The 12,499-nt window shown below is 68.7% G+C and carries 12 protein-coding genes and 1 pseudogene; 12 read left to right on the top strand and 1 reads right to left on the bottom strand.

What is annotated here, in order from left to right; all coding sequences use genetic code 11:
* The first annotated feature begins 20 nt into the window (after nucleotides 1–20).
* The 11 genes and pseudogenes from OHA55_RS30805 (at nucleotide 21) to OHA55_RS30855 (ending at nucleotide 10,641) form a co-directional block, all read left to right on the top strand.
* Nucleotides 21–269: a VOC family protein gene (locus OHA55_RS30805; protein ID WP_266713542.1), complete on the top strand. Its 249-nt coding sequence runs from the start codon at nucleotides 21–23 to the stop codon at nucleotides 267–269.
* A gap of 356 nt (nucleotides 270–625) precedes the next feature.
* The gene (locus OHA55_RS30810) at nucleotides 626–1,210 is read left to right on the top strand and encodes a nucleosidase (protein WP_266712677.1); all 585 of its coding nucleotides are present in this window, start codon (nucleotides 626–628) and stop codon (nucleotides 1,208–1,210) included.
* 499 nt (nucleotides 1,211–1,709) lie between these two features.
* Nucleotides 1,710–1,913, top strand: a pseudogene (locus OHA55_RS30815) (helix-turn-helix domain-containing protein); the annotation flags it as partial.
* Between the two features lie 315 nt (nucleotides 1,914–2,228).
* Nucleotides 2,229–2,672 carry a hypothetical protein gene (locus OHA55_RS30820; RefSeq protein ID WP_266712679.1) on the top strand — a complete coding sequence of 148 codons (444 nt, stop codon included), beginning with the start codon at nucleotides 2,229–2,231 and terminating at the stop codon, nucleotides 2,670–2,672.
* 1,921 nt (nucleotides 2,673–4,593) lie between these two features.
* The gene (locus OHA55_RS30825; RefSeq protein WP_266712681.1) at nucleotides 4,594–5,325 is read left to right on the top strand and encodes a MetQ/NlpA family ABC transporter substrate-binding protein; all 732 of its coding nucleotides are present in this window, start codon (nucleotides 4,594–4,596) and stop codon (nucleotides 5,323–5,325) included.
* A 52-nt stretch (nucleotides 5,326–5,377) separates the two neighbouring features.
* Entirely contained in the window at nucleotides 5,378–6,625 is a 1,248-nt protein-coding gene (locus tag OHA55_RS30830) for a hypothetical protein (protein WP_266712683.1), read from the top strand.
* Nucleotides 6,609–7,988, top strand: a complete 1,380-nt coding sequence (locus tag OHA55_RS30835) for an NtaA/DmoA family FMN-dependent monooxygenase (protein WP_266712685.1) — start codon at nucleotides 6,609–6,611, stop codon at nucleotides 7,986–7,988. The genes OHA55_RS30830 and OHA55_RS30835 overlap by 17 nt, the downstream gene beginning before the upstream one ends.
* Nucleotides 7,989–8,047: 59 nt before the next feature.
* Nucleotides 8,048–9,007, top strand: a complete 960-nt coding sequence (locus tag OHA55_RS30840; RefSeq protein ID WP_266712687.1) for a methionine ABC transporter ATP-binding protein — start codon at nucleotides 8,048–8,050, stop codon at nucleotides 9,005–9,007.
* Nucleotides 9,004–9,675 carry a methionine ABC transporter permease gene (locus OHA55_RS30845; RefSeq protein ID WP_266712689.1) on the top strand — a complete coding sequence of 224 codons (672 nt, stop codon included), beginning with the start codon at nucleotides 9,004–9,006 and terminating at the stop codon, nucleotides 9,673–9,675. Before OHA55_RS30840 ends, OHA55_RS30845 begins: the two co-directional genes overlap by 4 nt.
* A gap of 173 nt (nucleotides 9,676–9,848) precedes the next feature.
* Complete coding sequence (locus tag OHA55_RS30850; RefSeq protein WP_266712691.1) at nucleotides 9,849–10,343, top strand: PaaI family thioesterase; 495 nt, start codon at nucleotides 9,849–9,851, stop codon at nucleotides 10,341–10,343.
* A 148-nt stretch (nucleotides 10,344–10,491) separates the two neighbouring features.
* The gene (locus tag OHA55_RS30855; RefSeq protein ID WP_266712693.1) at nucleotides 10,492–10,641 is read left to right on the top strand and encodes a hypothetical protein; all 150 of its coding nucleotides are present in this window, start codon (nucleotides 10,492–10,494) and stop codon (nucleotides 10,639–10,641) included.
* Between the two features lie 56 nt (nucleotides 10,642–10,697).
* Here the strand turns inward: OHA55_RS30855 and OHA55_RS30860 are convergent, their stop codons facing one another.
* Nucleotides 10,698–11,462: an SDR family oxidoreductase gene (locus OHA55_RS30860; RefSeq protein ID WP_266712695.1), complete on the bottom strand. Its 765-nt coding sequence runs from the start codon at nucleotides 11,460–11,462 to the stop codon at nucleotides 10,698–10,700.
* 306 nt (nucleotides 11,463–11,768) lie between these two features.
* Between OHA55_RS30860 and OHA55_RS30865 the strand changes: the two genes are divergently transcribed.
* The gene (locus tag OHA55_RS30865) at nucleotides 11,769–12,494 is read left to right on the top strand and encodes a ScbR family autoregulator-binding transcription factor (RefSeq protein ID WP_266712697.1); all 726 of its coding nucleotides are present in this window, start codon (nucleotides 11,769–11,771) and stop codon (nucleotides 12,492–12,494) included.
* The last annotated feature ends 5 nt before the right edge of the window (nucleotides 12,495–12,499 follow it).

The raw sequence follows: 12,499 nt of genomic DNA on the forward strand, positions 1-12,499 counted from the left end.
GCATATAACATCAACGACGCCTGTCACCTGCCGTCACCACCGACTACGAAACAGAGCCGAACGTTTTACAGTCCCGCTGGCCGGACGGCGATTCCCAGCAGATACATCTCGACTTCGGCGTCGAAGACCTCGCGACAGCCGACCGCACAGCCACCGCGGCCGGCGCCACCCGGCTCCGGCCCACTGACGACGTCGCCCCCGGCACCCGCACCGGCAGCAGGGTCTATGCCAGCCCTGCCGGACACCCCTTCTGCCTGCGCTCGAGCTGAAACCGTCACACCGCCGCCCGCGCCGACCGCCCGAGCTCGCCATCGTCGTCCTGAGCCGTCCGAAGGGCGTCCCTTGATTCAGGGCAAGCTCAGGCAGGGCTCCACACCGATGGGGTGGCCTCCGGGACAGCCGTATCCTGCCGCCCGCCTCGCCGGCCTCACTGCGGTTCGGCGGAAACCCGCACCGGAGAGAAAGCCCCGGGCCGGTGATCCAGCGAGTACCGGAAACCAGCCTGAGACACCCGGCGTCGGGCCGAACGAACCACCCAGGGTCGCCGTCACGATGCATGACCGCAAAGGGATCGGTCGACTGAACGACCACACGGAACGATTCGAACGGCCCGTACCATGAGCGTATGCAACTCATAGGGCAAATCTCCGCCGGCCGTCCCTTGCTCGTACTTGCGGTCAAGGAAGAGGCTCAGTACCTCGACACGTCGCTGCCCGTCCTGCTGACGGGAATGGGAAAGGTCAACGCTGCGATCTCACTGGCCACTGCCCTGGCCGGCGGCTCGTTGCCGTCGGAGGTCATCAACCTCGGTACCGCGGGAGCTCTGCGCCCGGGCCTGACCGGAACGCACCGCATCGGCACGGTGATACAGCACGACCTGGACAGCGATGTTCTGCACGCCCTGACCGGCGAGACCTACGGCGCGCCCTTGGCAGTAGGCGACTCCGGCGGCCCCACTCTGGCCACGGGTGACTCCTTCATCAACGACGAGGCCGCCCGCGCGCGCCTGGCGGCGCGCGCACCCTTGGTCGACATGGAGGGGTACGCCCTGGCGACGGCCGCCCATCGAGTCGGCGTCCCTCTGCAGATCGTGAAGCACGTCAGCGACGATGCCGGCGAGGAGGCCGCCAAGGCTTGGCGGGAGACCGTCGCGCAGTGCGCTCGCGTTCTGGCGGACTGGGCAGCCCTCAACATCCCCTCCTACGCCTGAGCCCGGCATGGACGCACTCTGCCGACGGATCCCAGCAAGGCGATGGTCGACGCGGCGGACACCCTGACAGGGGTGATCGGTCTCGCCTGCCCGAGGGCCTGAGTGCAGTAATGCACTCAGGCTTCCCACCCTGTCCCCAGAACTCGGTCAACGCCTCGCGCAGGCAAGGGCGTTCGAGTGCGACTCGGGATGTGCTCGACGACGCGGGCGGGCGGCCGAGTGCACCGGCCTCATCAACCGGGCCACCCCGCACAGCCGGTTCCGGTCCGGCTCCCACCTCGCCGGATCACGCGACGGAGCACCGCCCCGCCCGAGGGCGGAGATTCCCGCCGAAGAACATCGTCGGTCTCGTACACACTCACGGTGGACCTGAACTCGCCGTGTTCGGGCTCGATTTCCACGCCATGCACCGCGTGCTCATCCCCCTCGGAGAGAAGCAGCCTCAGTCGTGGATGCCTCCGGCTGAGCGCCCTGTCGGCATCTGGACGACCGAACTCTGATCTCAGGGGCTGGCAGGCGGCGAGTTCCACCACATCTTCGTCGGAACCCGTGCCGAAAGGTCGCCGACCTGGCCGGGATCAGCATCGGCTACCTCGTGCGGCTGGAACAGGCCCGCACGCTCCGGCCGTCGGCCAACCACGTCGAGGCTCTGGCTCGCGCGCTGCGCCTGGCTCCCGACGAACGCGTCTACCTCTACGGCCTCACCAGCAGCGTCACCGTTGTCCTGTGACGCATGCCCAGCCTGTCGGCCTGCGCATGATGACCCCACCCGACCAGAGCACGCGGGAGGTCGAGTGCGGCGGGAGAATGACCAACGAACATACCGTGCCGTTGAGTTGGCGCGTCGCACCTGACCCTCGACAGCACGTGCCTCGTGCGTCGTGCCCTCGCCGCCGTCCCCATCGGTGGCCAATCCGGGAACGCTCACCGCCAGGTTCCCCCGGTGCGACGGGACCGCCGGGAGTGTACGAGTTATCGTTCCGCCTGAACGAGATGCCGAGGCTGGGGGGAAATCACCATGGCTGCGCTCGCGCTTTGCGTCGTCTGCCGTCTGCCGGTGAGCAAGAAGAAGCTCACCACCATCGGCGGCCGCGGACCAGCTCACCGGAACTGTCGCCCCGGCTCCGGCTCCGGCTCCGGCCCCGACACGAGCACGGTCACCGTCACCCGCATCCGTGTCGGTCCCAAGCCCTCCAGGCCAGTCGCCGGTCTGCCCGAGGCGCCGAAGCAGAAGCAGAAGCAGATGAGCCGTGCCACTCTGCTGAAGCGGATCGAGGAGCTGCGGCAGCGGGACGCGAAAAAGAAGGCCCAGACCGCGAAGACACAGCCCCGGTCCCGCGCCAAGACCAAGGCCACGCCCGCGCGCACCGGTGCACCCACTGCCGGATCCCAGCCGTACTACGGGGTTGAGATGAAGTCGGTCGACGGCCGGTGGGTACAGATGCACCCGGAATCCGAGTAGCTGCCCACAGCAGATGCCCGCGCCATGGTGTCGAGCAGGCGTGAGCGCTCCGGCGGCGGCACGCCGCAACCGTGGCAGAACAGCCGGGTCCGCTCTGCGTGCTCCCGCAGGACGCGGTCCCGCTCGGTGTTGCCCGGTGCCGTCACGGGAGCCCACCCGTACAGGGCCTACGCCACGGCCCAGAGGTGGGTGGCCGGGTGAGCCGTGTCAAAGTCGATGATGCCCACCGGGTACGGCACGTGCGGGGCAGGGAGGCGCCCGTGACCGATTCCGAAGACCGCGCACGGCCTGACCGGGCTCCGGCGCCGACGAGGGCCCGTCCCCCCGTCCCCCGTCGGCTACCTGACGCGCGGCCACAGCCCGTTGCGCCTGAACGTGCGGCGCACCGGCGGTCCCGGCGTCATGAGGCGCTTCCGGATGGCGCCGGCACACCACCGCCCGGAGTACCGCCCGGAGTGCTATGGCAAACCGGGGCCTCGCCGGGACGGATCTTTCCCATGATCCGCCACCGCACACGAGGACTCGGCGACGGGGTGGACAAGCGCCCGGGCGGGCGTGGTTCCATCCCGTCCCCTTCTCCGGACAACCATCGCCACCAGCAGGTCCTCCCACTCTTCTCCTTCACTGCCCCCTCGGACGAGAAGGGAAGGAGCCCGCGGCCTGCCGCCTTGATCCGCAGGAAAGGCACTCGGCTTGAGGGAATCACCGCATACTGATCCGCGCGTGATTCTCCGATCAAGCCATCCATGAGCAGCGAAATGCCAACGCCCCTACTTAGAGCGGGGATTGAATCTTTCTCACTGTCACCCTATGATCGCCGAGCGGCAGCGGATCAGACAGATGCGCTCGCCAGGGTGCGGAGCCGAATTCGAGGGGGTGGACCGTGACGGCGAACCTGACCAGCACAGCGGTACGACCCTTGCTCTTCGCGAGCCGGGAGCCGATGGACAGCGTCGCGCTGCCGAAGACCGGGCTCGGACGTACGATCGCCACGCGACTTCTCTGTTGTCGCCCTGTCGACGTCACCCCGGCCGGCCACCCCCGGTCGGCGCGCTGAGCGCGCCCCCTCCCCCTCCGAGCCTCTGAAGCGGCGCACACATGCGCCCGAGAGTCATGGGATCACTATGTCTGCGCCTGTCGCCCACCGGGGCGAACAATTCAAAGACGGATCATACAAGCAGAGTTGCTTCTTGTTTCGCGGCACATATTACCTCCCCTGTTGTGGCACATACTGTCAGCCGTAACGCTGAACATGTGCGTGTTGCTGTGCGGAATGCTCGTGCACCGCACAGCAACACGGATGCGGCTCGTTGAGCACCCCCTCACCCCGGTGAGTCCGCAGCCCGCCCCGGGGTCAACGCCCCACCCGGGCCTGCGCTTTCCGTAGCACCCGCCTGTCCACCCCGGCACGGACGCCGCAGCCGGTGCGCCCTTGCCGAGTCAGGCGCATCTCAAGCCTCCGCACAACGGACCGCGTCACCTCGGGGACCAGGGCGGACCGCCCACCCCGTATCGCCCCATCACACCGAAGACTCCGCAGGTGCCGTCGCACCCTGCACAGGAACTCGCCTGCTCACCGCACGAGTAGGCGTGCGGAGGCGCGCCCCGGCTCGGGCGTGCGGAGGCACGCCCCGGTACGCCACCCGGCCGATGGCCCCACGAAGGCCTCGGCGCGGGGAGCGCACGTACAGGCAGGGCCCCCAGAACAACCCACGAGGACTACAGAGCTCCTCGAAGCACCAAAAGCACCACGAAACATGACGAACACACGGAACATCGATGAAGGAGAAGTGCCATGCCCCGTGGACCCATGAGACCGATTGCTTCCGTAGCTGCTCTCGCAGCCGCGGCACTGGCGCTGTCGGCATGTGGCTCTTCCGACGCGGGATCGGAGGACGGTCCGGGGAAGGGCCTTCCCACCGTGAGGGTCGCCGGCGGACTGAGCGACCCGACCGAGGAGGGCGTGATCAAGTACGTCGCCGATCATGTCGCGGCCGACTACGGAGTCAAGATCAAGATCACCCCGGTGGACGACGGCAATTCCCTCATCAAGGAACTCAACGACTCGGACAGTGTCGACGCGGCCGTACTGGGTTACAAGCCCTGGATCGACGGTCTGAACAAGACGGAGGGCTATCACGTCGCGGCGGTGGCGCCGCTCTTCAGCCAGTACTGGGTCTTCTACTCGAAGAAGTACAAGTCCCTGAGTGAGCTTCCCAACGGCGCCAGCGTCGCGTACCGGGGCGATGCCCCCTTCTACACCGGTCAGATCCTGACGTCGCTCGAGGAACTCGGCGTCATCGGTCTCCGCGCGAACGCCGACCCGCTGACCATCTCGACGAAGGACATCACGTCGAACCCGAAGCATCTGAAGTTCGTCAGTGTGCAGTCCGCCGCTCGCACGCTGGACGACGTGGACCTGGCGGCGAGTCAGTCGACGGAGTTCTCGTTGGCCGGAACACCGGGCAACCTCAAGATCGCCCAGGTCGAGAACAAGGATCTCTTCGCGAAGCAGCTGGCTGTGCGCGCCGACCGGGTCGACGACCCGGACATCAAGAAGGCGATCGAGGCGTTCAAGGACCCGAGAGTCGGCGAGTGGGCGACGAAGAACTTCGGGGACCTGATCTCGGCCGTCGACAGTTCCGGCGCGTGACGACCGTCCGTCGAAGGGGCCGCGCGGCACGTGAACGTCGAAAGCCGGAGAGATGACTGAGACAGAAGAACGACCTCTTCATGAGGTGCCTTCCGCAGACGGCCGGCGGGAGAAGGGGCAACGAGGAAGGCGGTGGGGCGAGGACGGCCCCCGCCGGGATGTGGTCGCGGAGGTTTCAAAAGTGGTCCGGGACCTCGCCGGGACAACGTGCGAGGGACCGAGAGACGCCCTGGTCGCCCGGCTGACCGCGGCCGGCGCGTTCGGGCTCACGGCGGACGGCGGCTCCGGATCGGAGGTGCTCGCGGACTCCGTCGCGCGGGTCCTCCTGCTCGTCGCCCGGCTGTCGCCCTCGATCGCCCAGGTGGTGCAGACGCACTACTCGGCGCTGTCCGCGCTGGCCCGCTACGTGCGCCTCGACGGCACGCGGCCGCGGGATCTGCCGAGCGGTCGGTACGTACAGCTCCAGTCCGAGCCGACCGGTGCCACGGGGTCGGCCGTGAGTTCTACGCTCCGGCGCACCCCTGAGGGCCTTCGCCTCGATGGCGTCAAGGACTACGCCACGGGCATCGAGTGGGCCGAACGGCTGAACGTCGGTGCACGGTTCGAGGGGCGGAAGGTGCAGATCGTCCTGCCTCGGTCAGTAAGAGGCGTGTCGGTCGATCCGACGTGGTCGGCGTTCGGGCAGCAGGACACGGAGAGCCATCGTGTCGAGCTCAAGGACGTTCCCGTCGACCCGGGTTCCGTCTTCGTGCCGGACGGCATGCCGCAGTCGCCCCTCACGAAACTGGCGCATGCCGCCATCGACATCGGTATCGGCGAGTCGGCGATGGACTCCTTCAGGTCCTTCCTGCTGCACGACGGGCGGCTCCGGAACGCCGCCGCGAGCGCCGGGGCCGAAACCGTCCTCGACGACCCCTACGTCCGTCGGCAGTTCGGGTACGGATCGGTGGAGCTGTCCGTTCTGCGCGCCCGGCTCTTCGAACTCGCGGCGATCATCGACGGCACATCGTCACCCCGCACGGCTTCCGAGGGTGTGCCTGCGGCGCGAGCGGTCGATCCGGACATCGGCCTGGAGATCCAGATCCGTGCCTTCGCCGCGTACGCGGGTGAGACCGCGGTGAAACTGGCCTCCGAACTCTTCAGCAATGCCGGAGCCCGCGCCGCGAGGCTGGACCGGCAACTGGACGCGTACTGGCGGGACGCACGCGTCCACACCTTGCTGAATCCGAGGGACTGGAGCCTTTCCGAACTGGGCCGGGCCATTCTGAGCGAGAGGATTTCCGATGACGAAACCGACTGAGCCGCTTCGCCTCGGCCTCTTTCTGCGCCCGTTCGGGCACCATGTGGGCGCCGCGGCCGTCAGCGACGTGCTGACGTACCCGAGTCACGTGGCGATGTACGCCGAGTACGCGCGTCTGGCCGAGACCGGCCACTTCGAGTTCGTGTTCCTCGCGGACAGTCTGCTGCACACACCCTTCCCCAAGGGCGATTTCGCCTCGCAGGTGGAGCCGTTCACCGCGCTGAGCGCTCTGGCTGCGCTGACGTCCCGGATCGGTCTGGTGGGCACGGTCTCCACGACGTACAACGCGCCCTTCCACATCGCGAGGCGTCTCGCGGCACTGGACCATCTGTCCGGCGGACGCGCGGGGTGGAACGTCGTGACGTCGCGGCACGACTCCGAGGCCCGCAACTTCGGCCTGCGGGAGCACCCTGGCCACGGTGAGCGGTACGCCATGGCGTCGGAGGCGATCGAGGTCGTCCGGCAGCTGTGGAACAGCTGGGACGAAGACGCGTTCTCGGCCGGCCGGCCGTACGGACAGCGGTTCGACCCCGCCAAGGTGCGACCGGTCGACTTCCACGGGAAGTACTTCACGGTCGCAGGTCCCCTCAACCTGCCGCGACCGCCCCAGGGTTCCCCGCTCGTCGTCCAGGCGGGCGGCTCGGACGACGGGGTGGCGCTGGGTTCCGGGCAGGCCGACGTCGTGTTCACCGCGCAGAGCGATCCGGACGAGGGAATCGGCTACCGCCGGCGCATCCGTGAAGGAGCCCGGGTCTCGGGGCGTACGCGGGCGCCGCTCGTGGTTCCCGGGCTCTACGTGCTCCTCGGCTCCTCGGCGGACGAGGTACGACGACGCTCCGACCGGCTCGCCGAATTCATCGACTACGGCGAGGAGTTGGAGCGCCTCTCCCGGCAACACGGGGTGACGCTCGGCGAGGAGGATCTGGACCGTCCTGTCGGCGAGCTGAAGGAGATCCTGGTTCCCACCGGCAAGGGGAGCCTGTGGCTGCAGGCCGCCCAGATCAGAAACGCTCTCCGCCGAGGCTTCACTCTGCGCGACTACGTACGCGACAGTGCCGAGCGGTCCTCGCACCTGCCGCTGTCCGGGACCCCGGACCACGTGGCCGAGGGGATCATCTCGTTGCACCGACGCGGATTCGCCGACGGCCTGAACATCAAGCCGGCCGTGATGGACGTCGACCTTCCCGCGTTCATCGACGAAGTGGTGCCGTTGCTCAGGCGCGCCGGCCTCCGCCCGGAGGGATACGCGGGCACGACGTTGCGCGGGAATCTCGGTGTCCCCGCAGCCCCGGCCATTCCCCACGGCGGCGCTGCCGCCGGCTCCGCGGCCGGGGATTCCATCGATCGGAGTGGTGACAGTTGATCCAGTTGACCTCGGCGGGAAAGACCTATTATCCGCGTGGGCGCCCCCCGGTCGTGGCCTTGGAGCCGACGACCCTGAGCATCCCTGAAGGTCAGGTAACGGCGATCCTCGGTGAGAGCGGTGCCGGAAAGACCACGGTCGGCCGGCTCATCGACGGGCTGACGCGACCGACGACGGGATCGGTCTCCATCGACGGCGTGGACATCTCCCGGCTCCGGCACAAGGAACTGATCGCCGCCACGAGCAGGATAGGCGTCGTCTTCCAGGGATCGGCGCTGCTGTCGCGGCGTACGGCGCTGGAGAACGTGGCGCTTCCGCTCCAGGTCTCCGGGGTGGGGCGGTCGTCGCGCCGTGCGCGTGCCGAGGAGCTTCTCGCACGGGTGGGACTGGAGGCGAAGGCCGGCGCGTACCCGTCGCAGCTCTCGGGTGGACAGAAGCAGCGGGTCGCGATCGCGCGCGCCCTGTCGGCGCGTCCCGAGTACCTGCTTGCCGACGAGGCCACTTCGGGACTCGACGCGGAGACGACCAAGTCCATCCTGGGGCTTCTTCGCGAACTCCGCGACGACCTGCGGCTGACCATTGTCCTGATCACCCATGAGATGGACGTGGTGCGCGAACTCGCGGACCGCGCTGTCCTGTTCGAGAACGGGGCTCTGGCCGAGGAGGCGGTGGTGACCGACGCCGCGCGTACGCCCGGCTCCCGGCTCGGCCGCCTCATCCTCCCGCCGGTCAATGTTCCCCCCGCGCCTCCCGGCACGACCGCGTGGGAGGTCAGTCATGCGCGGGAGGTCGCGCCGGACTGGCTGCCGGAACTCTCGGCCCGCCTGGACGCGCGCGTACTCCTCCTCGGCGGGATATCGGAGGTCATCAACGGCCACTCCGCCGGCAGGCTCTACATCGCGGTTCCTTCGCATCTCCCGGCGCACTCGGTCACCGGGGCCGGGAAGGGGCTCGGTCTGGCCGTACAACCACACGGCGACACGTCGACGGGCTTCCAGAAGGTGGGACTCGCACCATGATTCTGGCTCAGAACACCTCCCTCGACGATGCCTTGACGCTGTTCTGGCCGGCTTTGCTGCAGACCTTCCAGATGGCGGCGATCGTGCTGGGGCTCACGACGGTGATCGGCGTTCCGTTCGCCACCTATCTGTTCAATGTCTCGCCTTTCGGACTGTTTCCCCAATACCACGTCCACACGGTGCTGAGCTGGCTCGTCAGCCTTGGAAGGTCGGTTCCCTTCCTGGTGCTGATGGCGGCGATCGTGCCGTACACGCGCGCCTTGATGGGTACCGGGATCGGCGTGCGCGGGGCGATCCTCCCCCTGACCCTGGGAGCTCTGCCGGTGGTGGTGCGACTGGTCGAATCGGCACTCAGGAGCGTCCCGCCCGAGATCTCCGAGGTGGCCCAGGTCTCCGGTGCGTCGAGGTTCAAGACGATATTGATCGTTCAGTGGCCCGAGGCTTTCCCCGCCGTGGTGACGAGTTCGACGATTGCGATCATCGGCGTTTTCGAACTCATAGCCGTCGCCGGTGTGATCGGCGCCGGAGGAATCGGGTACCTCGCCATTTCGTTCGGATACAACCGTTTCGACAACACGGTGATGACGGTGACGGTCGTGGGGCTGGCGGTGATCGCCATCACCATTCAGCTGCTCGGAGACGTCTCGGCGCGGCTCATGCGGAAGTGAAGGGAGAAGGCCGCTGCGGGAGCACCTCCGTCCGCCCCGCAGCGGTCGGTCCGCCGGCCGGCGAAGGAATGCGACACGGCGGGGGGGCGTCGTCGCCGACCCGCCAAGGGGTGCGGGACACCCGTGGGATTTACTGGCCGTACCGGATGGAACGAGCGGCAGGAGCGCAGCAGATGGGCCGGACGCGCACGTACGAATGGGAAGACCCCTCGGTCTCGGCCGGCGCCGTGGGCGCCGCGAGCGGGCTGGAGATGCTGCGCGATCTCGTGGCCGGACGTCTGCCCGGCCCGCCGATCAGCCGGATGATGGGTTTCCGTCTCACCGAAGTGGACCACGGGCGGGCGGTGTTCACCCTGGAGCCTGGCGAGGAGCACTACAACCCGATCGGCAGTGTCCATGGCGGTGTGTACGCGACGCTGCTCGACTCGGCGGCCGGCTGCGCCGTCCATTCGGTGCTGCCCTCCGGGGTGGGGTACACCTCCCTCGACCTCAACGTGAAGTTCCTCCGTACGATCACGGCCGACACCGGCACGGTGCGGGCGGTGGGCACGGTCCTCAAGAGCGGCCGCACCACGTGCCTCGCGCAGGCTGAGCTGTTCGACGGGGCGGACCGGCTCCTCGCGCACGCGACCAGCACGTGCCTGGTCGTACCTCTGGCGCGGCGGTAGCACCTCCGGCCGTGTTTCGACGCGCAGGTCGCGGCCGGCCGCGGCAACGAGCAACGCCTCACCGGGAGCTCGGCGTCCGAGGACCGCGGGCTGCCGCCCTGGCCGCTTGCGCCTTCGACGATCCCGTCGTCACGCGGGCCGGTGGCAGGTGAGCCGTCTCCTGAACTCGGCGGACGACGCCCGCAGCACCGAGAAGGTGGACCGGACCGTGTCCGGCCGGCCGGCTGGGCGCCCGGACCTCCTCGCCGACGCACGACGGCCCGACCGCGATCAGTGGGAGGCCCTCATCCCGGACTGAGCCACCACCGGGGGTGCGACGGGGGGAAGGAGGGAGGGCGCTCGGCGTTCCCGGGATCAGAGTCTGCTGCCGCCGGTGGCGTCGATGTACTGACCGGTGATCCACCGGGAATCGTCGGACGCCAGGAACGCGACGATGTCGGCGATGTCCTCGGGGCGGCCGATCCGGTCGAAGGCGGAGAGTGCGGCGATCGCGCTCCGCGCCTCCTCGGTCGCGCGCCGGGAGACGTTCATCTCCGTCTCGACGAATCCCGGCGCCACTGCGTTCACCGTGATGCCGCGAGGGCCCAGTTCTTCCGCGAGAGTACGGGTCAGCGAGTCGATCGCGCCCTTGCTCATCGAGTACGCGAGAGTGCGCGGCAGCGCTTTTCTGCTCGCGGCGGAGGAGATGTTGACGATGCGTCCGCCCTCCCCCATCCGTGTCAATGCCTCCTGGATGGTGAAGAGCGGGGCGCGGGTGTTGACGGCGATCAGCCGGTCGAAGTCCTCGGCGCGCAGATCCGCGATGTGCGAGGAGATGCTGACGGCGGCGTTGTTGACCAGGATGTCGAGGCCCGGTCCGGCCCCCTGCTCGCCGGCGCCGGCGTCGAACGCGTCGAACAGGGCCCGGACGTCTCCGTCGACGCCCAGTTCGGCCCGTACCGGGAAGCAGCGTCCGCCGTCGTCCCGGATGGAGGCCACGGTCCGCTCGGCGGCCTCCTCGTTGCTCGCGTAGTGGACGGCGACGAGCGCACCGTCCGCGGCCAGGCGCCTGGCGATCCCGCGTCCGATGCCGCGACTCGCTCCGGTCACCAGCGCCGTCCTGCCCTCGAGCGATCCCATGCCTGCCCTGCTCCCGTTCTCCCGACGGCCGTGTCGGCCGGTCACCGAACCGTACAGGCAGCCGCCGAACGGTCGCCGCAGAGGTGGAACGGCCGCTCGGTAAGAAGGCGTCGGCCCGCCGTGGGCCATGCTCCGGAACCGTCGTCGTACGGACGGTCCAGGGCAGCTCCGAGCGCTCGCGGACACGGGAGTCGGGGGCCGGGAGCGGGGGTAACATACCGGCGCGCCTGTTTTGCGCCCGCCCTCCTCACGAGACGCGCCGCGCGCGGCAGGGGGGACCGGGCGAACTGACCGAAGGAGTCGGCCATGGCGCAGCAGGAGCGGGCCATCAGAACGCGTTACACCGTGCTGGAGGCCGCGGCGGCGGTGTTCGCGTCGAACGGGTACGAAGCTTCCACCATCAGCGAGATCATGTCCCTGGCCGGAGTCACCAAGGGGGCTCTGTACTTCCACTTCTCGGGCAAGGAGGCGCTGGCGCACGCGGTGCTCCAGCACGCCGTCATCATCAAGCCGGAGAACCCGGTGAAGATGCAGGCCATCGTGGACCTGGGGCTTCTCCTCGCGTACCGGCTGCCCCGTGAACCGTTACTGCAGGGTGCGGCACGACTGGCCGCCGACCAGAACGCGCGACCGTTCTTCGGCGGGCCGTGGCCGCAGTGGCGGGACGTCATCGCGACCCTGCTGACCGAAGGGCGGTCCCAGGGAGAGGTGTTCGAGCACATCGATCCACTGGAGACGGCGAACGTGCTGGTGGGAGCGTTCACCGGGTTACAGCTCGTCTCCACCACCGTGGACCGGCCGGACAGCCTGCTCCTCCTCGCCTCCGATCTCTACCGTCTGGTCCTGCCCGGCATAGCCGTGCCGGCGGTGCTGCGCGCGCTCTGCACCGACCCGGACCGCGCCCACCACGTGTTCGACGTACTGGGGCGGCCCAGGTGGGACCTTCCCGTGACGTTCGATAGCGTGCCCGGTGCCTCGTTCCCGGCACTGTCGGGGCAGGTGGACGCCCCTGTTCCCCCGTCGAAACGGTGACCCGC

Source organism: Streptomyces sp. NBC_00102 (assembly GCF_026343115.1).
Lineage (GTDB): Bacteria > Actinomycetota > Actinomycetes > Streptomycetales > Streptomycetaceae > Streptomyces.